At 69.1% G+C, this 24,620-nt stretch carries 25 protein-coding genes; 8 read left to right on the top strand and 17 right to left on the bottom strand.

The features are described 5' to 3' along the window. Window positions 1–14: 14 nt before the first annotated feature. Window positions 15–1,151, top strand: coding sequence for an Mrp/NBP35 family ATP-binding protein (locus tag HUN07_RS08740; protein ID WP_114718452.1), 1,137 nt, complete (start codon window positions 15–17; stop codon window positions 1,149–1,151). Between the two features lie 46 nt (window positions 1,152–1,197). Here the strand turns inward: HUN07_RS08740 and tatB are convergent, their stop codons facing one another. From tatB to sigE, 4 genes are all read right to left on the bottom strand, one after another. After that, the gene (gene tatB, locus HUN07_RS08735) at window positions 1,198–1,632 is read right to left on the bottom strand and encodes a Sec-independent protein translocase protein TatB (protein WP_174909138.1); all 435 of its coding nucleotides are present in this window, start codon (window positions 1,630–1,632) and stop codon (window positions 1,198–1,200) included. Between the two features lie 82 nt (window positions 1,633–1,714). Beyond that, the gene (locus HUN07_RS08730; RefSeq protein WP_174909136.1) at window positions 1,715–3,235 is read right to left on the bottom strand and encodes a S1C family serine protease; all 1,521 of its coding nucleotides are present in this window, start codon (window positions 3,233–3,235) and stop codon (window positions 1,715–1,717) included. Between the two features lie 79 nt (window positions 3,236–3,314). Further along, window positions 3,315–3,674, bottom strand: a complete 360-nt coding sequence (locus HUN07_RS08725) for an RNA polymerase subunit sigma-70 (protein WP_174909134.1) — start codon at window positions 3,672–3,674, stop codon at window positions 3,315–3,317. Between the two features lie 17 nt (window positions 3,675–3,691). After that, window positions 3,692–4,363 carry an RNA polymerase sigma factor SigE gene (sigE, locus tag HUN07_RS08720; RefSeq protein ID WP_114718449.1) on the bottom strand — a complete coding sequence of 224 codons (672 nt, stop codon included), beginning with the start codon at window positions 4,361–4,363 and terminating at the stop codon, window positions 3,692–3,694. A gap of 330 nt (window positions 4,364–4,693) precedes the next feature. Here sigE and HUN07_RS08715 point away from each other — a divergent pair, with 330 nt between their 5' ends. Continuing rightward, window positions 4,694–5,326 carry an O-methyltransferase gene (locus HUN07_RS08715; RefSeq protein WP_174909133.1) on the top strand — a complete coding sequence of 211 codons (633 nt, stop codon included), beginning with the start codon at window positions 4,694–4,696 and terminating at the stop codon, window positions 5,324–5,326. 39 nt (window positions 5,327–5,365) lie between these two features. Here the strand turns inward: HUN07_RS08715 and glgC are convergent, their stop codons facing one another. After that, complete coding sequence (gene glgC, locus HUN07_RS08710; protein ID WP_114718447.1) at window positions 5,366–6,580, bottom strand: glucose-1-phosphate adenylyltransferase; 1,215 nt, start codon at window positions 6,578–6,580, stop codon at window positions 5,366–5,368. Window positions 6,581–6,679: 99 nt separating this feature from the next. Here glgC and glgA point away from each other — a divergent pair, with 99 nt between their 5' ends. Then, window positions 6,680–7,852: a glycogen synthase gene (gene glgA, locus HUN07_RS08705; RefSeq protein ID WP_174909131.1), complete on the top strand. Its 1,173-nt coding sequence runs from the start codon at window positions 6,680–6,682 to the stop codon at window positions 7,850–7,852. Here the strand turns inward: glgA and HUN07_RS08700 are convergent. The 10 genes from HUN07_RS08700 to dapE all read right to left on the bottom strand — a co-directional run bounded on the left by HUN07_RS08700 (window position 7,825) and on the right by dapE (window position 16,335). Then, entirely contained in the window at window positions 7,825–8,679 is an 855-nt protein-coding gene (locus HUN07_RS08700; RefSeq protein ID WP_174914555.1) for a putative RNA methyltransferase, read from the bottom strand. The two genes, glgA and HUN07_RS08700, sit on opposite strands and share 28 nt — an antisense overlap. A gap of 110 nt (window positions 8,680–8,789) precedes the next feature. After that, window positions 8,790–8,957 (bottom strand): DUF3117 domain-containing protein, encoded by a 168-nt coding sequence (locus HUN07_RS08695; protein WP_003931055.1) that lies wholly within the window; start codon window positions 8,955–8,957, stop codon window positions 8,790–8,792. Window positions 8,958–9,110: 153 nt separating this feature from the next. Then, a complete protein-coding gene (locus HUN07_RS08690; RefSeq protein ID WP_254622857.1) occupies window positions 9,111–9,710 on the bottom strand; it encodes a DNA-3-methyladenine glycosylase I in 600 nt (199 codons plus the stop codon). Then, a complete protein-coding gene (locus tag HUN07_RS08685) occupies window positions 9,707–10,051 on the bottom strand; it encodes a DivIVA domain-containing protein (RefSeq protein ID WP_114718445.1) in 345 nt (114 codons plus the stop codon). Before HUN07_RS08685 ends, HUN07_RS08690 begins: the two co-directional genes overlap by 4 nt. A 50-nt stretch (window positions 10,052–10,101) precedes the next feature. Further along, the gene (locus HUN07_RS08680) at window positions 10,102–11,025 is read right to left on the bottom strand and encodes a glucosyl-3-phosphoglycerate synthase (RefSeq protein WP_114718444.1); all 924 of its coding nucleotides are present in this window, start codon (window positions 11,023–11,025) and stop codon (window positions 10,102–10,104) included. Continuing rightward, window positions 11,022–11,939 carry a dihydropteroate synthase gene (gene folP, locus HUN07_RS08675; RefSeq protein ID WP_174909129.1) on the bottom strand — a complete coding sequence of 306 codons (918 nt, stop codon included), beginning with the start codon at window positions 11,937–11,939 and terminating at the stop codon, window positions 11,022–11,024. The genes HUN07_RS08680 and folP overlap by 4 nt, the downstream gene beginning before the upstream one ends. Window positions 11,940–11,968: 29 nt before the next feature. Beyond that, window positions 11,969–13,744 (bottom strand): long-chain-acyl-CoA synthetase, encoded by a 1,776-nt coding sequence (locus HUN07_RS08670; RefSeq protein ID WP_174909127.1) that lies wholly within the window; start codon window positions 13,742–13,744, stop codon window positions 11,969–11,971. 103 nt (window positions 13,745–13,847) lie between these two features. Next, entirely contained in the window at window positions 13,848–14,402 is a 555-nt protein-coding gene (locus tag HUN07_RS08665) for a TIGR00730 family Rossman fold protein (RefSeq protein WP_174909125.1), read from the bottom strand. Beyond that, the gene (locus HUN07_RS08660) at window positions 14,396–15,202 is read right to left on the bottom strand and encodes a TIGR00730 family Rossman fold protein (protein WP_174909123.1); all 807 of its coding nucleotides are present in this window, start codon (window positions 15,200–15,202) and stop codon (window positions 14,396–14,398) included. The genes HUN07_RS08665 and HUN07_RS08660 overlap by 7 nt, the downstream gene beginning before the upstream one ends. A 35-nt stretch (window positions 15,203–15,237) precedes the next feature. Beyond that, window positions 15,238–16,335 (bottom strand): succinyl-diaminopimelate desuccinylase, encoded by a 1,098-nt coding sequence (dapE, locus tag HUN07_RS08655; RefSeq protein WP_174909121.1) that lies wholly within the window; start codon window positions 16,333–16,335, stop codon window positions 15,238–15,240. Between the two features lie 119 nt (window positions 16,336–16,454). On the opposite strand from dapE, the gene dapD reads away from it, so the two are divergent. From dapD to HUN07_RS08630, 5 genes are all read left to right on the top strand, one after another. After that, on the top strand, window positions 16,455–17,417 hold the full coding sequence (gene dapD, locus HUN07_RS08650) for a 2,3,4,5-tetrahydropyridine-2,6-dicarboxylate N-succinyltransferase (RefSeq protein ID WP_174909119.1): 963 nt from the start codon (window positions 16,455–16,457) through the stop codon (window positions 17,415–17,417). Window positions 17,418–17,427: 10 nt separating this feature from the next. Continuing rightward, a complete protein-coding gene (locus tag HUN07_RS08645) occupies window positions 17,428–18,816 on the top strand; it encodes an amino acid permease (RefSeq protein WP_174909117.1) in 1,389 nt (462 codons plus the stop codon). Between the two features lie 78 nt (window positions 18,817–18,894). Further along, on the top strand, window positions 18,895–19,704 hold the full coding sequence (locus tag HUN07_RS08640) for an enoyl-CoA hydratase (RefSeq protein WP_174909115.1): 810 nt from the start codon (window positions 18,895–18,897) through the stop codon (window positions 19,702–19,704). A 79-nt stretch (window positions 19,705–19,783) separates the two neighbouring features. Next, window positions 19,784–20,431, top strand: coding sequence for a TetR/AcrR family transcriptional regulator (locus tag HUN07_RS08635; protein WP_368077038.1), 648 nt, complete (start codon window positions 19,784–19,786; stop codon window positions 20,429–20,431). 10 nt (window positions 20,432–20,441) lie between these two features. Beyond that, the gene (locus HUN07_RS08630) at window positions 20,442–21,413 is read left to right on the top strand and encodes a TauD/TfdA dioxygenase family protein (protein WP_114718436.1); all 972 of its coding nucleotides are present in this window, start codon (window positions 20,442–20,444) and stop codon (window positions 21,411–21,413) included. A 3-nt stretch (window positions 21,414–21,416) separates the two neighbouring features. Here the strand turns inward: HUN07_RS08630 and HUN07_RS08625 are convergent, their stop codons facing one another. Together HUN07_RS08625 and HUN07_RS08620 are read right to left on the bottom strand one after the other, a co-directional pair. Further along, a complete protein-coding gene (locus HUN07_RS08625; RefSeq protein ID WP_174909113.1) occupies window positions 21,417–22,451 on the bottom strand; it encodes an NADP-dependent oxidoreductase in 1,035 nt (344 codons plus the stop codon). A gap of 33 nt (window positions 22,452–22,484) precedes the next feature. Next, window positions 22,485–24,614 (bottom strand): ABC transporter permease, encoded by a 2,130-nt coding sequence (locus tag HUN07_RS08620; protein ID WP_254622855.1) that lies wholly within the window; start codon window positions 24,612–24,614, stop codon window positions 22,485–22,487. Between the last annotated feature and the right edge of the window lie 6 nt (window positions 24,615–24,620).

Below are 24,620 nucleotides of genomic sequence, written 5' to 3'. Positions count from 1 at the left end.
CCTACCATGGGGGCATGGCAGCCCTGAGCGAGACCGCCGTCCGCACCGCACTGTCGCGGGTGCAGGACCCCGAGATCCGTAAACCCATCACGGAACTCGGGATGGTCAAGAGCATCGAGATCGGCGACGACGGCAGTGTCGACATCGGCATCTACCTCACCACCGCGGGTTGCCCGCTGCGTACCGAGATCACCGAACGCGTGACCAAGGCCGTCGCGGACGTCGAGGGCGCGGGCACGATCCGCGTCGACCTCGACGTGATGAGCGACGAGCAGCGGACCGAGCTGCGCCGCTCGCTCCGCGGCGACACCACCGAGCCGGTGATCCCGTTCGCCCAGCCCGGCTCGCTCACCCGCGTCTACGCGGTCGCGTCCGGCAAGGGTGGCGTCGGAAAGTCCAGCGTCACAGTGAATCTCGCTGCGGCCATGGCCGCGAAGGGCCTGTCGGTGGGCGTGCTCGACGCCGATATCTACGGCCACTCCGTGCCCCGCATGCTCGGCACCGATGCCAAGCCCACCCAGGTGGAGCGGATGATCATGCCGCCGCAGTCCCACGACGTGAAGCTGATCTCGATCGCCCAGTTCACCCAGGGCAACACCCCGGTCGTGTGGCGCGGACCGATGCTGCACCGCGCGCTGCAGCAGTTCCTCGCGGACGTCTTCTGGGGCGATCTCGACGTGCTGCTGCTGGACCTGCCGCCCGGCACCGGTGACGTCGCGATCTCCGTCGCACAGCTCATCCCCGGCGCCGAGATCCTCGTCGTCACGACGCCCCAGCAGGCCGCGGCCGAGGTCGCCGAGCGGGCCGGCGCGATCGCGCTGCAGACCCGCCAGCGCATCGCCGGTGTCGTGGAGAACATGTCGTGGATGGAACTGCCCGACGGCACCCGTATGGAGGTGTTCGGCTCGGGTGGCGGGCAGGCCGTCTCGGACCGTCTCACGAAGGCCGTCGGCGCGAAGGTTCCCCTGCTGGGACAGATTCCGCTCGAGCAGGCCGTCCGCGAGGGTGGCGACGCCGGCATGCCGATCGTGCTCAGCGCCCCCGATTCCCCGGCCGGCAGCGCGCTGCGCGACATCGCCGACAAGCTGTCCGTGCGTGCCCGCGGCCTCGCCGGGATGTCCCTCGGCATCGACACCACCCGGCACCTGTAGGCGCTTCTCCGACGAGTAGGGCCCCCACGCGATCCGCGTGGGGGCCCTACTCGTGTGTACGTGGCGGCCGGTCGGCTACGTGGCGTCCGGGTCGACCGGCGGGCGCTCGTTCGCCGCGAGGGGGCGGCGACGAGGGCGCCTGCTTCGACAACGACGGGCCCGTGGACCCGTTCGCGAAGGGCTTGCCGCCGAAGGTCCCGCTGATGATCGAGTCGTCACCGTCGAGCAGGTGCTTGGTGATGACCGCGCGCGGCGTCATGCCGCGCAGCTGGTTGAGGTCGGACAGCGGCTTGCGGAGATCGTCGAACTCCGGTCCCAGCTCGTCCTTGAGTTGCTGGCTGGCGCCGCCCGCGTAGTCCCGGACCTGACGCATCGTCTTGGTGACCCAGCTGACGGCGCCAGGAAGCCGCTCGGGTCCGAGGATCACGAGCGCTGCGATGAGGAGCACCATGAACTCGCCCCAGCCGATGTTGCCAAACACGGGTTCAGAGTACGTGCCCGACGCCGGAATCGCTCGTGTGATCCGCAAATATCACATGCCCGTCACATACTGGACGCTCACATCAGTCCGATGTGGGCGTCACCTGGACGTCGACGAGCCGCCCGGAGCGGACCAGCTGCACCTGAACCTGCTGACCGACCGTCTGGTCGTGCACGGCCACGACCAGCTCGTCGGCGCTCGCCACGGTCCGATCACCGACCTTGACGATCACGTCGCCCTCGACGATGCCGGCTTCCTCCGCCGGACTTCCGGACTGCACGTTGGCGACCTGGGCACCGCTGGTCGCGTCGTTGATGACCGTGCGGGCGTTGACGCCGATCTCCGGATGGTGCATCACGCCGTTGCGGATCAGTTCCTGCGCGACCGCCGTGACGTCGTCGATCGGGATGGCGAAGCCGAGACCCACCGAGCCGCCGCTCTCGGATCGGATCGCCGAGTTGATGCCGATCACGCGGCCCTCCATGTCGACGAGGGGGCCACCCGAGTTGCCGGGGTTGATCGCGGCGTCGGTCTGGACGGCGTCGATCACGGCGTCGGTGTCGGTGCCCTCGCCGCTGAGCCGCACCGGACGCTGGAGTGCGCTCACGATGCCCCGGGTCACGGTCTTGTTCAGACCCAGCGGGGAGCCGACCGCCACGACGTCCTGGCCCACCCGCACGTCGTCGGACCGGCCGAGGTCGGCGACGGTCAGGTTCTCCGCCTCGGTCTTGAGGACCGCGAGGTCGGTCTTGATGTCGCGGCCGACGATCTGCGCCGGCACCTTCGTGCCGTCGGAGAACGTGACGCGGATCGTCGAGTCCCCCGGATTGGTCGCGGCCATCGAGATGACGTGATTGTTGGTGACGACGTAGCCCGCGCCGTCGACGACGACGCCCGAACCGGTTCCGGACTGATCACCCTGTGCCACCTGGATCGACACCACCGACGGCAGGACGGCGTCGGCGACGGTGGCGATCTGCCCCTGCGGGGCGTCTTCGCCGCCGCCGGACTGCGACAGCGTCACCCGATCGCTCGTGAGGGACCCCCGGTCCGACGTGACCGCGGTGGCGATCAGGCCGCCCACCAGGCCGATCGCGAGCGCGGTGGCCGCCAGGGCCACGAGCGCCTTCCGTTCGATGCGTTCGCCCAACAGGACGTCACGGATGCCGAGCTTGGGGGCGTCCGACAGCGGCGCGGGACCGGTGGCGGCCTCAGCTGGAGCGCCGAGCCGGACGGGGGCCTCGGGATCGCGCCACGGATCGCCGTCCGGTGCGTCCTCGGGGACGTCGGGTGGGCCCTCGGGGCCGCGCTGCAGCGAATGTGGCTCACCGGCGGGACGACCGAACGCCTCCGCCATGACCGCGTCGGGCGCACCGAGGCGGAGCGTGGGCGCGCCGGTGGCGCGGTGCTCGGCCTCCGGCACGAAGGAACCGCTCACGCCCGCGGGACGCCCGAACGCGTGTTGTGCCGTGGGGTCGACGTCGGGGCGATACACAGGGCGGGGAGCCAGCCGCGGCCCGTCTTGACGGGCGGAACCCGCGTGCCCGCCGGTGTCCGGGGTGTCGCCGTCAGCCGTCCCCGGCGTGCTCGAATCAGCCGTCACGCGCGCATGTCCCCCTCGTGTGCGTCAGTCACGCATGCCAGTATCACCGATCAGGACAGCGGTGTGCCGGGAGGCACCGTCAGCGGCGCCGACGGAACGGCCAGCGACGGGAAATGTCGCTGTCCCGGTCGAACGAGATGATGCCCGGAGCGGAATCCCGTGCGGGCGTGTCCTCGGGGTCGGGCACGTGACAGCGCGGAATCTGGCTCAGCAGACCGAGCAGGGAACTGGGCATGGCGACCTCGCCGGCATGCCGCAGCGCGATCCGCGCCTGCTGCTGGGCATCGACCTCCGCGGCGCAGTCGGGACACAAGGCCAGGTGCTGGGAGGCACGCAGATACGCATTCATGCGGAGTTCGCCGTCCACGTACGAGGCGATCGCCTCGCTCGCCAGGTGTTCAGTGGAGCCGAACTGACGAGGTCTGCGCGCCTGCGTCATCAAACCCTCCTGCACCACTACCCGACACCGATCTGATCGGAGTCAACCTTCCCATTCGCGGCCAGGTGGTCACGCAATGCCTGTCGTCCGCGATGAATCCTGCTGCGAACAGTACCCAGCTTGACTCCCAGTGTCGCACCGATCTCCTCGTACGACAGTCCCTCGATGTCACACAGGACCACCGCGGCACGGAACTCGGGAGCCAGCGAATCCAGCGCCGACTGCAGGTCGGGTGCCAGACGCGCGTCGTGGTAGATCTGCTCGGGGTTCGGCGAATCCGACGGGACCCGGTCGTAGTCCTCGGGCAGCGCCTCCATCCGGATGCGGTTGCGACGACGCACCATGTCCAGGAAGAGGTTCGTGGTGATCCGGTGCAGCCAACCCTCGAACGTGCCGGGCTGGTAGTTCTGCAGCGACCGGAAGACACGGATGAACGTGTCCTGCGTCAGGTCCTCGGCGTCCTGCGCGTTGCCCGAGAGGCGGTAGGCCAGCCGGTAGACGCGGTCGCCGTGCTCGCGGACCAACTCGTCCCACGACGGCATCGCGGCCCGGTCACCCGTAGCGTCGAACGCGGCCGTGCCGGTCGGTTCGGGGCATTCGACATCGATGCCGACTGCGGACACACCAGAATCTGTGCCCGCCGCGATTCCTTCGGCGGTGTCGGTGGGTGTGCGTTCGGCATTGATCATCAGGATGGGTGGATCCTCCTACTCAGGACCGCTGATCACGAGACACGGGATTGCGGAGGTTCAACTACCGAGAACTCGGAATTGTTCCCACCGCCCGCGAGGAGCGTGATCTTCACGCCGTGCGGTCTAGTCGTCCGGCGTTGCACTCAGCCTGTCGTACCCCGATATGTGCGCACTATGAACAAGCTGAGCGGGGGCTGAGAATTCTGCCGAGGCGAGCCTCGCGATGTCACCGAGGTGGGCCTCACAATGGCGCCGAGGCGAGCCTCGACGGGTCCAGACGAGCGAGCCTCGAGGAATCGGGAACGCGGCGCGGCTAGCCTCTATTGCGTGCACACGAACGCCGAACGGATTCTCACCCACACCGAGGACACGATCCTCGAGGACGAGATGCTGACCACCGCACGGGACCGAGCCGCGGAACTCGGTGCCGAGCCGGTACCTGCGCCGGTCGGTGCCGCACTCGCGCTCTTCACCAGGATGCTCGATGCGAAGACCGTTGTCGAGGTCGGAACCGGCGCCGGCGTCAGCGGGTTGTGGCTGCTCCGTGGCATGCGCGAGGACGGCGTCCTCACCACGATCGACAGCGAACCCGAACATCAGCGTGCCGCCAAGCAGGCGTTCCGAGTGGCCGGCATCGCGCCGTCCCGGACCCGCCTGATCAACGGCCGCGCCCTCGATGTTCTGCCGCGCCTCGCCGATTCGGCCTACGACCTGGTGTTCGTCGACAACTGCCCTGCCGACCACCCGCACTTCGTCCGTGAGGGCGTGCGGTTGCTGCGCCCGGGTGGCGTGATCGTGCTCCACAACGCGCTGCTGGGCGGCCGTGTGGCCGATCCGGGCCAGCGCGATGCCACCACGGTCGCGGTCCGGGAGGCCGCGCGGACCATCGCCGACGACGACCGGCTCACCCGCGTGCTGTTCCCGGTGGGCGACGGTCTGCTCTGCGCCGCCCGGCACTGACGCCCAGGCCACCGGCCTGGACGCGCGGTCCGGCGGCGGCTAGATCCACACGCCCTTTCCGATCGTGACGACGCCGCCGTTGCTGACGGCGAACCGTTGGCGGTCCCGTTCGAGGTCGACACCGATGATCTCGCCCTCGCCGACCACGACGTTCTTGTCGAGGATGGCGCGGCGTACCACGGCACCCTTGCCGACCCGGACGCCGGGCATCAGGACGCTGCCCTCGACGGTGGCGCCGTCCTCGACCATGACGTTGGAGCTGAGCACCGAGTTCCGGACGGTGGCCGCGGACAGGATCGACCCGGCACCGACGACGGACTCCTGTGCCAGTCCGCCCTTGACGAATTTCGCCGGCGCCAGGTTCTCGGCACCGCCCCGGATCGGCCAGCGCCGGTTGTAGAGGTTGAACACCGGATGGACGGAGACGAGGTCCATGTGCGCGTCGTAGAACGCGTCGATGGTGCCCACGTCCCGCCAGTACCCGCGGTCACGGTCCGTCGCGCCGGGGACCACGTTGTTCTTGAAGTCGTAGACCGACGCGAGCCCGGCGTCGACGAGCGCCGGAATGATGTCGCCGCCCATGTCGTGGTCGGAATCGGAGTTCTCGGAGTCGGCGCGGATCGCGTCGACGAGAACCTTCGTGGTGAAGACGTAGTTGCCCATCGAGGCGAACGTCACATTGGGGTCGTCGGGCGTTCCCGGCGGGTGTGCGGGCTTCTCGAGGAACTGGGTGATCCGGCCGGTCTCGTCGCTGTCGATGCATCCGAACGCGAACGCTTCGCTGCGCGGTACCCGGATCCCGGCGACGGTGACCCCCGCGCCCGAGTCGATGTGATGCTGCACCATCTGCTCGGGATCCATCCGGTACACATGGTCGGCACCGAAGACGACGATGTACTCGGGATCCTCGTCGTAGACCAGGTTGAGGGATTGGAAGATCGCGTCGGCGCTGCCCGTGTACCAGCGGGGGCCCAACCGCTGCTGCGCAGGTACCGGGGTGATGTACTCGCCGGCGAATCCGGACAGCCGCCACGTCTGCGAGATGTGCCGGTCGAGGGAATGCGACTTGTACTGGGTGAGCACGCAGATCCGTAGGTACCCCGCATTCACCAGATTGCTGAGCACGAAGTCGATGAGGCGGTAGGCGCCACCGAAGGGGACTGCGGGCTTGGCGCGGTCAGCGGTGAGCGGGTACAAGCGCTTACCCTCGCCACCGGCGAGCACGATCCCGAGCACATGGGGCTGACTCCTCACACCCGTCAACCTATCGGCCAGCCCCGACCGCCGCCAGCATTGCCCCGAACAGGCGGGGTCGTGCTGGCCGGAACGGGTTCCGGCGGTTACGTTTAGCCGGTGCGGGTCGCGATGATGACGAAGGAGTACCCCCCGGAGATCTACGGTGGCGCCGGTGTCCACGTCACCGAACTGGTCACCCACCTGCAGCGGCTGTGCGATGTCGACGTGCACTGCATGGGTGCGCCCCGCGACGGTGCGTTCGTCCACGGCCCCGATCCCGCCCTCGCCGGCGCCAATCCGGCCCTGAGCACCCTGTCGGCCGAACTGCGGATGGCGTACGCCGTGGGCGGCGCCGACGTCGCGCACTCGCACACTTGGTACACCGGTCTCGCCGGGCATCTGGCGGGCGAACTCTACGACGTCCCGCACATCGTCACCGCGCACTCCCTGGAGCCGCGGCGGCCGTGGAAAGCCGAGCAGCTCGGTGGCGGCTACCGGGTGTCATCGTGGTCCGAGCGCAACGCGATGGAGCACGCCGACGCGGTGATCGCGGTCAGCGCGGGCATGCGTGCCGACGTCCTCGACACGTATCCGGCGATCGATCCGGCCCGGGTGCACGTGGTGCACAACGGCATCGACGCCGGCGCGTGGTATCCCGGTCCGGCCGAGCCGAACGCCGTCTCGGTGCTGGCGACACACGGCATCGATCCCGCGCGGCCCATCGTGGTCTTCGTCGGACGGATCACCCGGCAGAAGGGGCTCGGCCATCTGGTCGCCGCGGCACACGACTTCGACCCGGCGATCCAGCTGGTGTTGTGCGCGGGTGCACCCGACACCGCCGAGTTGGCCGCGGAAACCGAGGCGGCCGTCGCGCGCCTCACCGCGCGACGCGGCGGGGTCTTCTGGATCCGGGACATGCTCCCCACCACGCAGGTGCGGGAAATGCTCTCCGCCGCGACGGTATTCGTGTGCCCGTCGGTGTACGAACCGTTGGGGATCGTGAACCTCGAGGCCATGGCGTGCGAAACCGCGGTGGTCGCCTCCGACGTCGGCGGGATTCCCGAAGTGGTGGAGGACGGCGTCACCGGTCGGCTGGTCCACTACAACTCGTACGAGCCGGGGGCGTTCGAGCACGCGCTTGCGGCAGCCGTCAACGAGGTGGCGACCGATCCGGACCGAGCCGCGGAGATGGGGCGGGCGGGCCGGCTGCGGGCGACGGCGGAGTTCTCGTGGGCCCGTATCGCGCAGCAGACCCTGGACGTCTACACCGAGGTCCTCGACCGCCGATAGGTCGAGACGACCACCGATGCCGTCACCGGGAACGGTTGGGGCAGCGCCGCGATCGCATCGGTTCGGCGCTCGGCCGTGAGATGACGGGCGGACGGCCCCATTCCCACGAGGTTCTCGAGATCCCGGTGCGAGAGCATCATCCGGGTCTCGACGGGCGTGCGGTGAACCCGTTCGAACCGTCCGGCGACGGTCTCTCCCAGCCGCTCGACCTTGCGGTCGTCGACCCTGACCATGCCGAGCAGCTCCACGAGCTCGACGAGGTGCCGGTCCGTGGGTGTGAGCACGACGAGGGTGCCCCCGTCCGTCAGAACCCGGTCGATCTCGGCGGCGTTGCGCGGCGCGAAGATCGAGAGGACATGAGTGAGGGCGGCGTCCTGCACGGGCAGTTGCCGCCACACATCGGCGACGACGGCGGCGGCACGCGGATGCGCCCGGGCCAGTCGCCGCGCCGCGGGCTTGGAGACGTCGAGCCCGATGCCCTGCGCGGACGCCGACGCGTCCAGGACGCGGGCGAGATAATGCCCGGTGCCGGCACCGATCTCGAGGATGCGGGGATCGACACCATCGTCCGTCGTCTGCACGACGGCCTCGGCGACCGCGGTCATGAGCGGGTCGAAGTGCCCTGCGTCGAGGAAATCGCAGCGCGCAGCGATCATCTCGGGGCTGTCCCCGGTGAACTTGGTCGCGGCACCGGTCAGCAACGTGACGTATCCCTGCCGCGCGATGTCGAAGCTGTGGCCACGCGCGCACACCAGGGCACGATCGGCCAGATCCAACTCGTCGCCGCACTGCGGGCACGCGAGTAGCGCGCACACATCCGCCAGCACCTGTACCGCCGTGCCCTTTCCGGAGATCACCCGTTCGTCCGATCACGCATCAACGTCTCCGGCCGGGTCGTCTTGCCGACCCGGCCGGAACGCCGAAGAGGGTTGATCCGCTAGCTGGTGACACCCTTGAGTTCGTCCCCGAGCGCTGCTGCTTCCTCCGGGGTGAGTTCGACGACCAGACGTCCACCGCCCTCGAGTGGAACCCTCATGACGATTCCTCGTCCCTCTTTGGTTGCCTCGAGGGGACCGTCCCCGGTCCGGGGCTTCATGGCCGCCATCCTCTGCTCCCTCCAAATCTGCGCCGGACTTTTCTAGCGCCTCGGGTTACCGTGGATACCTCGCCAGCAATTAGCGAGGCTCTGGAGTCCATTCTTCCCTATCGAGTGGGTTGCCGGGAAGCTGAGGCACAAAACCACCCGAATCAGACAGCGTCACAGGCCGGGTTCCACCCAGCACGCCGCGATGTGGTCGTCGACCATCCCGGTGGCCTGCATGAGCGCATATGCCGTGGTAGGGCCCACGAAACGAAAGCCCCGACGTTTCAGTTCCTTGGCCATCGAGGTGGACTCGGGCGTGACCGCCGGAACATCGTCGACTCGCTCGAACCGCCGCGCGCGCCGCGGCGGTTCGAACGACCACAACAGCGTGTCGAGATCGGTGTCGGCCAAATCCAGGACCGCACGGGCATTGCCGATCACGGCCTCGATCTTCGCCCGGTTCCGGACGATCCGTGCGTCGCCCAGCAAGCGGTCGACGTCGGACTCCGTGTAGGCCGCGACGATCTCGGGGTCGAAGTCCGCGAACGCGTCCCGGAACGCCGGCCGCTTGCGCAGGATGGTGATCCAGGACAGCCCCGACTGGAACGCCTCGAGGCACAGCCGCTCGAACAATTCGTCGCGGCCGTGCAGCGGCTGCCCCCACTCGAAATCGTGGTAGTCGCTGTAGATTCGGGAGCCGTCGGTGTCGGTGGCCCAGGGGCAACGCACCCGCTCTTCCGGCGGTGCGCCGACGTCGATCCCGACGGCGCTCACCGCTCCGGCTCCGCACTGTCGGACCCGTCCGCGGCCTCGCCGCGATCGGCCGGCGCAGGGCCTACCCGAGTCTCCAATTGCGCTCTCAGGGAATCGATCTCCCGACCGAGACGGTCGAGCGCCCAGTCCACCTCACTCGCCTTGTACCCGCGCAGCGTCTGCTGGAATCGGAGCGCGCGCACGTCGGAGCCGGTGACGCCCTCGGCGGGGAGCACCGTCGCGGTGGTGCCGGCCGGCAGCGGCGGCAACTCCTCGGAACGGCCGAACACCATGCTCGCGGCGAAGTACAGCAGGCCACCGACCAGCACCATGATCAACAGGTACAGAAGGACCGTCAGCATGCCCCGATACTGTCACGAACCACCGACAGGAACGTCGCCGCGCGCGGCAGTCAGGGACGGATCGTGTTCATCGGCGGCCGATCGGTGAGCGCGACGTCGGTCCGGGCGGGCACGAACGAGTCTCCGTCCACCAGGAACTGGGTCAGACCGCCGCCGGTGTCCTCGACACCGCACCGGCGCAGCATCGTGCCGATGATCTGGCGGCTCATCACGCCGAGTTCGGACAGCGGCCGGTTCCGGTGCTTGCGCACACCCAGATTGACCTGGCCGATCGCGCCGAGCCCGAGACGGTCGTAGGTGTCGAGCAGCAGCCCGATCTCGACGCCGTAGCCGGGCGCGAACGGCACCGACGACAGCAGCTCACGCGTGCCGGCGTACTCGCCACCGAGCGGCTGCAGGACGCACGTCAGTTCGGGACGCAGCGCCGCGAGCATCGGCCGGGCCACCAGTTCGGTCACCCGCCCTCCGCCGTTGGCGTCCTCGGTGCCGCTGACCCGCAACGGACGTCGGTAGTAGCCCTTGACCAGATGGATCCCGTCGACCGTGAGCAGCGGACCCAGCAGCTTGGGGACGAACGCCGGATCGGGCTCGACCAGGTCGGAGTCGACGAAGGCGATGAGGTCACCGGTGCTCGCGGCGATGGAACGCCACAGCACCTCGCCCTTGCCCGGCACCGGAGCGAGTCCCGGGACGGCGTCCTCCCGGCTGATCACCGTCGCCCCGGCGGCCGCGGCGCGCTCGGCCGTCGCGTCGCACGAGCCCGAGTCCAGGACGATCAGCTCGTCGACGAGTCCGCCCAGCAGCGGGTGGATGGTGTCGACGACACCGGCGACCGTCTTCTCCTCGTTGAGGGCCGGCAGCACCACCGACACGGTGCGCCCGGCCTTGGCCCGCTCGAGTTCCGCGATGCTCCAGACCGGGTGGTCCCAACTGTTGGCGTCCGTCCAGGTGCGCGACGCTTCGGTGATGCTCATGCCAACCCCCGTACGGTGCGGACGGGTTGCCTGGTTCCCATGATCGCGGCGACCATGTCGACCACACGCCGGGTCGAGGCAACCTCGTGGACGCGGAATACGCGGGCCCCACCGGCGGCCGCCAGAGCAGTCGCCGCCAGGGTTCCCTCCAACCTCTCGGCCAGTTCCACACCCAGAGTCTCCCCGATGAAGTCCTTGTTGCTGAGCGCCATCAGCACGGGCCATCCGGTCTTAACGAGATCTTCCACGCGACGCAACAATTCGAGCCCGTGAAAGGTGTTCTTCCCGAAATCGTGGGTGGGATCGATCAGGATCGAGTCCGCCCGCACCCCCAGCCGCGACGCGTGTTCGGCCGCGGCGACCACCTCGCCGACGACGTCGGCGACCACGTCGGTGTAGCGGACGCGGTGCGGGCGCGTGCGCGGTACCGCTCCCCCGGTGTGCGAGCAGACGATCCCGGCACCGAGTTCGGCCGCGACCTCCACCAGTTCGGGGTCGGCCCCCGCCCACGTGTCGTTGATCAGGTCGGCACCCTCACCGCACGCGAGTCGGGCGACCTCGCTGCGCCACGTGTCCACGCTGATGATCACGTCCGGGTAGCGCGCCCGGATCGCCTCCACGAACGGCACCACGCGGCGCGTCTCCTCCGCGGCGTCGACGAGCGCGCCGGGGCCCGCCTTCACGCCCCCGATGTCGACGAGATCGGCACCCTCCGCGACCGCGCGATCGACCGCCGCCATCGCCGCCTCGTCCGAGAACGTCGCACCGCGGTCGTAGAAGGAGTCCGGGGTGCGGTTGACGATCGCCATCACGAGGGCGCGATCGGTCACGACCGGCCTGCCACACAGGGTGGGCAGGACGTGTCCGGGGGCCGAGACGGCCGAGTCGTCGCCGGAGGCGGGGCGCGGTGCCATGCCCCCATAGTCGCATGAGCGGGAGGACGTTACGCCCGGGGAGCATTGCCCTCGGCGACATCACGCACGTATCCGTCGTATGCGGGCCGGTAACCCTCACCCCGGCCGGCGAGCACGTACAGCTCGTCGACGGTCGACGAGTACCCCTCCTCGCGCAGTTCCACCTTGCGGCTCTTGAAAGTCGACGTCGTCTCGAGCGAGTCGACGACACGCACGAACAGGGGGATCGCGTACGCCGGCAGCCGGGTGTACAGCTCCTCGGCGAGCCGAACGCCGTCGAGCGCGTGACCCGAGCGCACCGTCACCGCCGCCATCCCCGCCTTGCCGTCCGTGCCGGGCACCGCGACGCCGTACACCACCGACTGCTCGATCGCGGGGTGCGCGGACAGCGCCCCCTCCACCTCGGTGGTCGCGACGTTCTCGCCCTTCCACCGGAACGTGTCACCCAGACGGTCCACGAACGCGACGTGCATGAAGCCCTGGCTGCGCACGAGATCGCCGGTGTCGAACCAGCAGTCGCCGTCCTTGAATCCGTCCCGCACCAGCTTCTTCTCGCTGGCCTCCGGGTCGGTGTAGCCGTCGAACGGCGCCCGATCGGTCACCTTCGACAGCAGCAGCCCCACCTCGCCGGTGCCGACGCGCCGCAGCCTCCCCTTCGGGTCGCGGCGCGCACGCCCGGTCTCGGGGTCGAACTCCACCACCGCGTACGGCAGCGGGCACACCCCTGCGGTGCGGTCGACGCCGAGGGCGTTGACGAACGCGATGTTGCACTCGCTGGCGCCGTAGAACTCGGCGACTCGCTCGATGCCGAAGCGCTCGGTGAACTCGGTCCAGATCTCCGGCCGGAGCCCGTTGCCGACCATCAGGCGGATTCCGTTGTCGCGGTCGTTCGCCCTGGGCGGCTGGTTGAGGAGGTACCGGCAGACCTCACCGATGTAGACGAACGCGGTGGCCCGGTTGGCCTTCGCGTCGTCCCAGAACCGGGAGGCGGAGAAGGTGCGTCCGATCGCGATCGCGGCTCCGGCGGAGAGCACCGACGACAGCGACACCGTCAACGCGTTGTTGTGGTACAGCGGCAACGCACAGTACAGAGTGTCGTTGCGGCGCAGTCGAACTCCCATCGCGCCCAGCCCGGACATGCTCTTGAGCCACCGGAAGTGGCTCATCAGGCTGGCCTTCGGCAATCCGGTCGTGCCCGAGGTGAAGATGTAGAAGGCACGCTCCGTGCCCCGGATGTGCTCGCACACAGCGGGGTTCGACGAGTCCGCATCCTGCGCGAGTCGGTCCAGATCGACTGCGGCCAACACAGCCTTCGCGTGCACCTCGCTCCCCAGTGAGGCGATCGCCTCGCCGCACTCCTCCCCCACCACCAGCACCCGGCTGTCCAGCACGGACAGGCTGTGCGCCAGCACATCGGCGCGCTGATTGTGGTTGAGCATGCCCGCGACCGCGCCGAGTTTGACCACCGCCAGGGTCAGCAGCAACGTCTCGGGCCGGTTCTTCATGAGAATCCCGACGACGTCGCCGCGCCGGACGCCGTGCCGTACGAGGACGTCGGCGTAGCGGTTGACCCGAGAATTGGCATCCCCGTAGCCGATCGACTCGCCTTCGAAGCGAATGAACGGCTGATCCGGCTGGCGGCGGGCCAGTTCCTGGAACACCCGGCCGATCGACTCGCGCGACTCCGGCTTGCGGGTCATCCCCAGCGCCCCGCGCGCCAGGCTGGGGAGTTCGGTCGCCATCCGCGGCAGTTGCAGCGCGAGCTGCACGAGACTGATCGTCGAAGCGGTGGCGTCTGAACTCATCGGCATCCTTGTCGGAAGGGGCAGGGAGGGTCGAAAGGGGACGTTTCTTACTCCACAGTAACCTTTACGACCCGCCCCCGGAACCCCTCGACAGGAACCGTTTTCAGCGCACGCAGGCGTCCAGCGCGGATTCGACGTCGCCCGTGACGATCAGCCCGTCAAGTGCACGCTGCGCGACGAACCCCTGACCGCGCAGCCCCTCGAGCCAGTGCAGCAGTCCGCGGAAGTGGTCGACGGGATCGAGCATCACCACCGGCTTCTCGTGCATACCGAGGTATCCGGCGGTCCAGGTCTCGAACAGTTCCTCGAGGGTGCCGATCCCACCGGGCAGCGTGATGAATGCGCCGGCGCGGTCCTCCATGATGCGCTTGCGTTCACGCATCGTGTCGGTGACGATCAGCTCGTCGGCGTCGACGTCCGCAACCTCCTTGTGCACCAGCGCCTTCGGGATGACGCCGACGGTCCACGCGCCCGCTTCGCGGGCCGCGGTCGCGACGGCGCCCATCATCGAGACGTTGCCGCCGCCGGATACCAACTGCCATCCCCGGCGGCCGATCGCCGTGCCCACCTCGGATGCCAGCTGGAGGAACTGCTGATCCACGGGCCCCGACGCGCAGTACACGCAGACGCTGAACTTCTTGTCGCTCGTGCTCACCACTCGTCCTCGTCTCCCAGCAGTGCCGCCTCGTCCACGCCGTGCTGCGACTCGACGACGATCCGGACCGCCTCCTCGACACTGTCGGTGACATGGATGAGATCGGCGTCCCCGGGCGAGATCTTCCCGGTCCGCTCGAGAGTGCCGCGGACCCAGTCGATCAGCCCGCCCCAGAACTCCGTGCCGATCAGCACGATCGGGAACCGGGTGATCTTGCGGGTCTGCACCAGCGTCAGCGCCTCGAACAGCTCGTCGAGAGTGCCGAATCCGCCGGGAAGGCAGATGAACGCCTGCGAGTACTTCACGAACATCGTCTTACGCGCGAAGAAGTAGCGGAAGTTGATGCCGAGATCGACCCACTCGTTGAGTCCCTGCTCGAACGGCAACTCGATGCCGAGGCCGATCGAGTATCCGCCGGTCTCGCTGGCGCCGCGGTTGGCGCCCTCCATGACACCGGGTCCGCCGCCGGTGATGATCGCGAATCCGGCCGCCGCGAGCGCCGTGCCGAGTTCGCGCGCGGCGGCGTACTCGGAGGTGCCCTCCCCCGTCCGGGCCGACCCGAACACGGTCACGGCGCGCGGCACCTCGGCGAGCGCGCCGAAGCCCTCGATGAACTCGCTCTGGATCCGCAGTACCCGCCACGGATCGGTGTGCACCCAGTCCGTAGGCCCGCGCTGGTCGAGGAGCCGCTGGTCGGTGGTGGTCGCCTCCACCTTGCGGTCGCGCCGCAACATGATCGGACCGCGGTGTTTCACCGAGGAACTACTGCGCCGGGCGGCCCCGGTCTTCCTGTCTGGTGCCATGCGGGCAAGGCTAGCCGTTCACCCGCGGCGCACACCTACGCGCTGAGGTACCCGCGCAGCACCCGCGTGACGTCGGTGATCTGCTCCACCGGGACGTGCTCGTCCCGCTTGTGCGCCAGGTTGGGATCGCCGGGACCGTAGTTGACCGCGGGGATACCGAGCGCCGAGAACCGGGATACGTCGGTCCAGCCGTACTTGGCGCGATACTGCCCGCCGGCGGCCTCGATCAGCGCCGCGGCCGCGGGGTTCGACAGACCCGGCAACGCGCCGGGCGAGCTGTCGGTGACCTCGAAGCCGAGCTCGAGACCGCCGAGCGCCGACGGCTCGAACACCTCGCGCACGTGCTCGACGGCCTGCTCCACGCTGCGGTCGGGCGCGAAGCGGAAGTTGACGTCCATCTCGGCGGCGTCGGGCACGACGTTGCCCGCGACCCCGCCCGCGATCCGCACCGCGGACAGCCCCTCCCGGTAGACACAGCCGTCGATGTCCACGGACCGCGCCTCGTACGCCGACAACCGGTCCAGCACCGGGGCGAACTTGTGGATCGCGTTGTCGCCGAGCCACGATCGCGCCGAATGCGCGCGCACACCCGACGTCGTCAGGCGCACCCGCAGCGTGCCCTGACACCCCGCCTCGATGAACCCGGCCGTGGGCTCGCCGAGGATCGCGACGTCCGCGGCCAGCCACTCGGGCAGGTCACGCTCGATGCGTCCGAGCCCGTTGTACTGCGCGGCGATCTCCTCGCAGTCGTAGAACACCAGCGTCAGATCGTGCGCGAAGTCGGAGATCGTCGCGGCCAGGTGCAGGAAGACCGCGTCGCCGGACTTCATGTCGACGGTGCCGCAGCCGTGCAGCAGGTCGCCCCGCTCGTCGGTCGTGCGCCGGCTCGGAACGTTGTCGGCGATCGGCACGGTGTCCAGGTGACCGGCGAGCATGACCCGGCTCGGCAGCCCGCGGGCGGTGCGGGCGAGCACCGCGTTGCCGCTGCGGATCACCTCGAACCCGGATGTCTGTTCGCGCAGCGCGGCCTCGACGGCGTCGGCGATGACGCCCTCGTCCTGCGACACGCTGTGGATGTCCACGAGCGCGGCGGTGAGGTCGATGGGGTCGGCGTGCAGATCGAGGATGCTCACGGCTTCCAGGTTAGGTGCCCTGTCCACCAGGGCACCCGACCGGTCGGAACGCGCGGTCGGGATCACAATCGGCTCACCGCCCCGGACGGCCTCGCACACCTCGCGTAACCTGTGCACCCGTGAGTGCACAGGGAGCATCTGCAGTAGGCGTCGCCAACGTGACCGAGTCGGGCACGGTTCTCGACACCTGGTACCCGGCCCCCGAGCTGGGCGAGTACGAGGACGGCACCGTCGCCGGAACCGTCGCGCTCGAGGGCACCGACATTCCGTCGGACCTCGCTCTGCTCGCCGGCCACGACGAAGCCCGCGAGGTCAAGCAGGTCGTGGTGCGCACCACGATCACGGACCTGTCCGCGCCGCCGGTCGACGCGCACGACGTCTACCTGCGTCTGCACCTCCTGTCGCACCGCCTGGTGCAGCCGCACGGCGTCAACCTCGACGGTCAGTTCGGTCTGCTCGCGAACGTGGTGTGGACCAACTTCGGCCCGTGCGCCGTGGACGGCTTCGAGCTGGTCCGCTCGCGGCTGCGGATCCGCGGCGCGGTGACCGTGTTCGGTGTCGACAAGTTCCCGCGCATGGTCGACTACGTCGTCCCGGCCGGTGTGCGCATCGCCGACGCCGACCGCGCCCGCCTGGGTGCCCACCTGGCGAGCGGCACCACCGTCATGCACGAGGGCTTCGTGAACTTCAACGCCGGCACGCTCGGCAGCTCGATGGTCGAGGGCCGCATCTCCGCGGGCGTCGTCGTCGGTGACGGCTCCGATGTCGGCGGTGGCGCCTCGATCATGGGCACGCTGTCCGGTGGCGGCAAGCAGGTCATCTCCGTCGGCGAGCGCTGCCTGCTCGGCGCCAACGCCGGCCTGGGCATCTCGCTCGGCGACGACTGCGTCGTCGAGGCGGGCCTCTACATCACCGCCGGCACCAAGGTCACCGGCCCGGACGGCACCGTCGTCAAGGCCGCCGACCTGAGCGGCCAGTCGAACATCCTGTTCCGTCGCAACTCCGTCTCCGGCGCCGTCGAGGTGGTGCCGTGGAAGGGCACGGGCGTGGAACTGAACGCAGCACTGCACGCCAACGACTGATCCGCAGCTTGTGAGCTCCACCGAAACCCCAGTCCGATTAGGGCACGGCCTCAAGGTCCGTCATCTGACGATGATGGGCCTGGGGTCGGCCATCGGCGCCGGTCTCTTCCTCGGGACCGGCGTCGGGATCGCGAAGGCCGGCCCCGCGGTCCTGATCTCCTACGTGATCGCCGGTTTCGTCGTGGTGTGCGTCATGCGCATGCTCGGCGAGATGGGCGCCGCGCTGCCGGCGAGCGGATCCTTCTCGCACTACGCGCGCATCGGCATCGGCGAATGGGCCGGCTTCGTCATGGGCTGGCTGTACTGGTTCATGCTGATCATGGTGCTCGGCGCCGAGATCACGGGCGCCTCGGCGATCGTCAACGACTGGATGCCCGGTGTGCCGCAGTGGGTGATCGCCCTCGTCTTCGTGACGTTCTTCGCGGTCGTCAATCTCGCCAAGGTCAGCAACTTCGGCGAATTCGAGTTCTGGTTCGCGGCCCTCAAGGTCGCCGCCATCATCGGTTTCCTCGTCGTCGGTGTGCTGCTCGTCTTCGGCCTGCTCCCGGACACCGATCCGGTCGGATTCACGAACCTGCTCGGTGAGGGCGGATTCATGCCCAACGGATTCGCGGGTATCGCGGCGGGCCTGCTGGTCGTGGCATTCGCGTTCGGCGGCATCGAGATCGTCACGATCGCCGCGGCCGAGTCCGAGGACCCCGAGCGCTCGATCGCCACGGCCGTCCGCACCGTCATGTGGCGGATCAGCGTCTTCTACATCGGCGCGATCGGCATCATGGTCCTTGTCCTGCCGTGGAACGATCCCGGCCTGCAGGACGGCCCCTTCGTCGCCGTGCTCGAGCGGGCCAATCTCCCGTACGTCTCCGGCCTGATGGAACTGGTCGTGGTGATCGCGCTGCTGTCCGCGTTCAACGCGAACGTCTACGGCACCTCCCGGATGGCGTTCTCGCTCGCCCGGCGGAACGACGGCCCGGCACCGCTCGCGAAGCTCTCGACGACCGGCGTGCCCACCAATGCGGTGGTGCTGTCGGTGTTCTTCGGCTTCGTCAGTGTCCTGCTGAACTGGCTGCTGCCCGACGACCTGCTCGGCATCCTGCTCAATGCGGTCGGTGCGGCGCTGCTGGTGATCTGGGTGTTCATCGTCATCTCGCACCTTCGGCTGCGGCCGCAGCTCGAGCGCGAGGGCAAGCTCACCGTGAAGATGTGGCTGTTCCCGTACCTGAGCTACCTCACGCTGGCACTGCTCGCCGCGTTCGCCGTGCTGATGATGTTCGACGACGACGCCCGCGACCAGTTGATCGCCACGGCGGGGCTGTTCCTCCTCATTCTGCTGCTGTCGGTGATCAATTCGCGCCGCCGGGCGCGGAAGGACGCGGCCGTCGAGGACCCCGCGATCTAGGTCGCGAGAACGGGCACACCGGACGCTCCTGCGGCGTAGGGTCGGCGCACAATCGCCCCCGGGACCGTAGGAGATCCGTTGAGCTTCATCCTCGTCGAACGGCCGCGCGAGAACGTGGCGCTGGTGACCCTCAACCGTCCGGAACGCATGAACGCGATGGCGTTCGACGTCATGGTCCCGTTCAAGGAATCGCTCGAGGCGATCAGCAGCGACAACTCGGTGCGCGCCCTCGTGCTGACCGGGGCGGGCCACGGCTTCTGCTCCGGCGCCGACCAGACGTCCGCGGGCAGCCCGCCCCACATCGACGGGCTCACCCGACCGTCGATCGCGCTGCGGTCGATGGAGATGCTCGACGACGTCGTGCTCACGCTGCGCCGCATGCACCAGCCGGTGATCGCGGCGGTCAACGGCGCCGCGATCGGTGGCGGCTTCTGTCTGTCGATGGCGGCGGACATCCGGCTGGCCGCGCCGGAGGCGTACTTCCGGGCGGCCGGCATCAACAACGGTCTGACCGCGAGCGAGCTGGGCCTGAGCTACCTGCTGCCCCGCGCGATCGGATCGTCGCGCGCGTTCGAGATCATGCTCACCGGCCGGGACATCGACGCCGACGAGGCCGCACGGATCGGACTGGTGTCGCGCATCGTCGCGCAGGAGGATCTACTGGACGACGCGTTCGACCTGGCGCAGCGGATCGCGTCGTTCTCCCGCCCCGGCATCGAGCTGACCAAACGAACGCTGTGGTCGAGCCTGGATGCGTCGTCGATGGCGCAACACATGAACCAGGAGGGGCTCGGGCAGCTGCTCATCCGGCTGATGACCGACAACTTCGAGGAGGCGACCCTCGCACGGCGCGAGAAGCGGGATCCGGTCTTCCGCGACGCCAGGTAGGTTCCGCCGTGACAGAAGAATGCCACCTAGCCGTCGACGAGTATTGACGGTTTAAGGCCACGGCCTTAATGTCGTCACTGTGACTCGGACCACTGCCCGCCAGGCGATGATCGACGCGGCCGAACGCCTCGTCGCCGAACGGGGCATGCCCGCGATGACACTCAAGGACGTCCAGATCGCGGCCGACCAGTCGAACAAGTCGGCCGCGAAGTATCACTTCGGTTCCCGCGACGGGCTCATCGAGGCCGTCGTCGAGGCCCGCATGTCGCCGGTCGACCGGTGCCGCCAGGAGATCCTCGACGAGTGGGCGCGGCAGGGTCTGTCGCCCACGCCGCGTCAGGCGGTCGAGGCCCTCGTCCAGCCACTGGCCGCGCAGACCCTCGGCCGCCCCGGCAGCCGCTACGCCCGATTCCTGGTCCAGGCCACCTTCGATCCCGCGCTCGCCGACATCATCCAGAAGCACATGAGCGCCAAGAGTTTCCGGCACGTGCACGACCTGCTCGTCAACCTCGCCGAGGTTCCCCGGGAGGTCGCGGCCTGGCGGGCGTCCGACGCGATCACCCTCGCCATGGTCACTCTCGCGATGCGGGAGGGCCAGGATCGCACGCCGCGACAGACGGCCGCGATCGTCTCGGATCTCGTCGACATCTGCGTGGCCGTGCTGACCGCACCGATGTCGCCGGAAACCACCGAAATCACCGGAGACCCCGCCACCTTCGATTCCTGAGGAGTCCGCCATGACCGTCTCGTCCACACCACAGGCGTTCCACACCAACATCGCGCCCCGGCCGACGGATCCGTTGGCCGCCTTCGGCCCGCTCGTGGCACCCCGGACCGCCGGGGCCGCGCCGACCACCGAAGACCGGCCCTACGAACTGTTCTCGCTCGATCCGCAGACCCCCACGATCGGTGCGGAGATCTCCGGGATCCGACTCGACGGCGACCTGTCCGACGAGGTGCTCGCCGAACTGCGCCGCGCGCTGCTCGAGTGGAAGGTGCTGTTCTTCCGCGACCAGGACATCGACCGCGCCGACCACCGCGCGTTCGCGGCCCGATGGGGCGATCTGGAACAGCACCCGTTCTTCAAGTACACCCAGCCCGGCCAGAGCGACACGGACGTCGCCACCCTCGCGAAGGACGCGATGGCGATCGGTGTCGAGAACCTGTGGCACAACGACGTCACCTGGCACGAATTCCCCTCGTTCGCAGCCGTTCTGCGCGCGGTCGAGATCCCACCGGTCGGCGGCGACACGCTGTGGACCGATACCGCCGCGGCCTACGATCTCCTCCCCGAGGACATCCGGGCGCGGATCGACCACCTCGACGCCGAGCACGACTGGATCAACTCGTTCGGCCGCGGCATGCCGCCGGAGGCCGTGGAGATGCTCCGACCGAACTTCCCCGCGGTGACGCACCCGGTGGTGCGGGTCATCCCGGAGACCGGCCGGCGCGTGCTGTTCGTCAACATCGGCTTCACGCAGCGCATTCTGGGTGTGTCGGAGCAGGAGTCCAACGAACTGCTGACGATGCTGTACCGGCACGTGCAGCGTCCCGAGTTCCAGGTCCGGCTGCGGTGGCGGACCAACACGATCGCGTTCTGGGACAACCGGACCTGCCAGCACTACGCGGCCAGCGACTACTACCCGGCCCGCCGGGTCATGGACCGCATCTCGATCGTCGGCGACAAGCCGGTCGGCATCCCGGCCTGACCGTCACTCGTCGTCCGGGCCCACCCGGACGACGAGCTTGCCGAAGTTCGTGCCGTGCAGCATTCCCAGGAACGCGGTCGGCGCATTCTCCAGTCCGTCGACGACGTCCTCCCGGTACTTCAGCCGGCCCTCTCCGATCCACCGGGAGGCGTCGCGTTCGAAGTCCGCGTACATCTCCCGGACGAACTCGGACTGGATGAAGCCGCGGACGGTGAGGCTCTTGACGAGAACCAGCCCCATGAATCCGGGCAGCCGGTCCGGCCCCTCCGGCACGGCAGCGGCGTTGTACTGGGCCACCAACCCGCACACCGGGATTCGCGCATACAGGTTGAGCAGCGGCAGCACCGCGGCGGTGACGGCGCCGCCGACGTTCTCGAAGTAGACATCGATGCCGTCGGGGACCGCCGCGGTCAACTGCTCGGCGAAGTCCGGTGCGCGGTGGTCGATCGCGGCATCGAACCCGAGTTCGTCCCGCACGTACGCGCACTTGTCCGGACCCCCGGCGATCCCGACCGCCCGCGCGCCGTGGATCTTCGCGATCTGACCCACGGCCGACCCGACCGGACCCGACGCCGCGGCCACCACGACGGTCTCCCCCGGCTGCGGGCGCCCGATCTTCAGCAGGCCCGAGTACGCGGTGAATCCGGGCATGCCCAGCACACCGACCGCGGTGGACAGCGGCGCGCGGTCCGGATCCAGGATCCGCACCGCGTCGCCGTCCACCACGGCGTGCGACTGCCAGCCGGAGTACGCGAGCACGTAGGCGCCGGGCTCGATCCGCGGGTGCCGGGACTCGACCACCTGCGACACCGTGGCGCCCACCATGACGTCGCCGACCTCCACCGACGCGGCGTACGACTCGGCGGCGCTCATCCGGCCGCGCATGTACGGATCCAGCGACAGATACACGGTGCGCAGCAGGACCTGGCCGTCCTGCAGCGCGGGCAGGTCCACGGTCTCGGTGCGGAAGTTGTCGGCGGTCGGCTCGCCGTGCGGACGTGAGGCGAGGACGATGCGGGTGCTCGTGACGGCGCTCATAACCGAACGGTACGCCCGCTCGCCTTGCCCCGGTCAGATCCGCACGGCCACCTCGACGGCGTCGTCGTCAGGTGCGGGCGCCTGCACCGGCTCCGCCGCCGGCAGCGGGCGGACCCTGTCGATGACCACGACGCACAGCAGGGAGATGACACCCCAGATCGCGAAGGTGATCAGGTGCGAGCCGACGGCGTCGCCGCCGAAGTACAGGATCGACCGCACCGATTCGACGGCTGCCGGCATCGGCAGGACGTCGTGCAGGAACCGGAAGACCGCGGGCTCCATGTAGATCGACAGCGCACCACCGGAGGCCGGGACACCGAGGAACATCAGGATCGCGACGACGGGCAGCACCGCCAGTAAGCCCAGCAGACGCACGAAGACGGTCGTGAACAGCGCCGTCGCGACGATCGCCACGATGCCGGCGCCGACCAGTGGCAGGAAGTGCCCGTCGACGGCGCCGACGAGCGGGCCCGCGATCAGCCAGACGACGACGGACATGAACACCGCCCACCCGGCGATCACCGGCAGCAGCTTGCGCAGCCCCATCACCATCGGCGCGGCACTCGACGCGACGATGACGATCATGAAGCCGGCCATGATCCAACCCATCGCGACGTACAGGCTCACCGTGCCCATCGTGTCCCCGGCATCGAGCGAGGCGACGGTCTCACCGGACATCGGCACCTGCTGTCCCGTCGCGATCTGACCGAACACGCGCTCCACGACCTGCTTCTGGCTGACACCGGCGGCCTCGTTGGTGATCAGGGTCGCGGAGGGATTCTCGGCGGACGGCAGCACGTAGGCGGCCACCACGGTCCGGTCCTCCACCTGCGCGCGGGCCGCATCGACCGAGTCGGACGCATGCAGGTCGAACAGGCCGGGCATGCTCCGATCCAGACCGCCCACTGCCTGCTCGGCCTGCTCGGCATTCGCCGCGACCACCGCGACGGGCATGTCCTGCGGCGCCGGTTGGTACATGGCGCCGAGCATGAACGAAATCATCATCACGACCATGCCCAGCGGGAAGAACGCCAGCGTGGCGTAGCGAATCCGGTTGCTGGCGGGACGCGGGCCCGCGGTCAGCGACTGCATGGTCACCTCCGGCGTCCCGGCGTCCGGGTTGCGACGACGCTTCAGCGCGTCGATGCCGAGCGTCGCCGCCAGCGCGAGCAGTGTGCCGACGACGAGGACCGTCAGGTGTGTGCCGACACCGTCGCCACCGAAGTACAGGACCGAGCGCAGCGCCTCACCGGTGGCCGGTGTCGGCAGGAAGCTGTGCAACGTCGTGTAGAACGACGGCATCGTGTGGACCGACATGCCCATGTTCGACGCGGGCACGCCGAGCACCATCAGGAACAACATGCCGGCCAGGACGGCCATCGGGCCGAGGATCCGGGTGAGGAACAGCTGCACGGAGCCGACCGCGAAGACCGCGAGCCAGGAGATGCCCAGGATCACCGCGGTGTTCCCCTCCACCGCACCGAGGACCGGCCCTGCGACGAGCCACACCAGCCCGGCGATCAGCGCGGACCAGCCCGCGAGGATGGGCACGAACCGGCGGAAGCGCAGCAGTTCCGGCGAGTTCGACAGCATCAGGCTCAGCGGCATGTAGCCCGCCAGCATCAGCGCCGTCGTCATGAACATCGCAGTGAGGCCGGCGCTGTCGTTGTCGGGTAGCGGGGCCAGGTCCTCGGTCTGCAACGTGAGGCCCTGCCCCACCACCTCCGGCGCCAGGAGTCCGGTGACGGTGCCGACCTGGGACGCACCGGCCGCGGTGGCGGTGTACACCGTCGCGCTGCCCTCACCCGGGTCCGAGAGCACCACCGATCCCGCGACCTCGCGGTCGAGGACCAACTGCCGGGCGTCGGCATCGGTGGCGACCACCCGAACGTCGACCGCGGACGGGTTCTCGGCAGCGAGGGCGTCGGCGAACTGCTCGGCCTGCGGCGCGGGACCCGCGACGGCGATCGGCATGTCGTGCGGCGTCGGCGCGTGCATGGTCGCCAGGTAGCCCGTGATCATCATCCCGACCATCAGGAACGGGAGCAGGACCATCGCGACGTAGCGACCGATCCTCTCCTTCTTGGCCCGGGCCGGATCGGCCTCGGTCTCGGGGGTGTGCCCCGGAGGACCGTCGGTGGTCGCCGTGGATGTGGATGTCACAGTCGT

Origin of the sequence: Rhodococcus sp. W8901 (assembly GCF_013348805.1) — a bacterium.
In the GTDB taxonomy this organism is placed as follows: Bacteria; Actinomycetota; Actinomycetes; order Mycobacteriales; family Mycobacteriaceae; genus Prescottella.
Note: the sequence above shows the minus strand (reverse complement) of the source record. Positions and strands in the feature narration are given on the sequence as shown.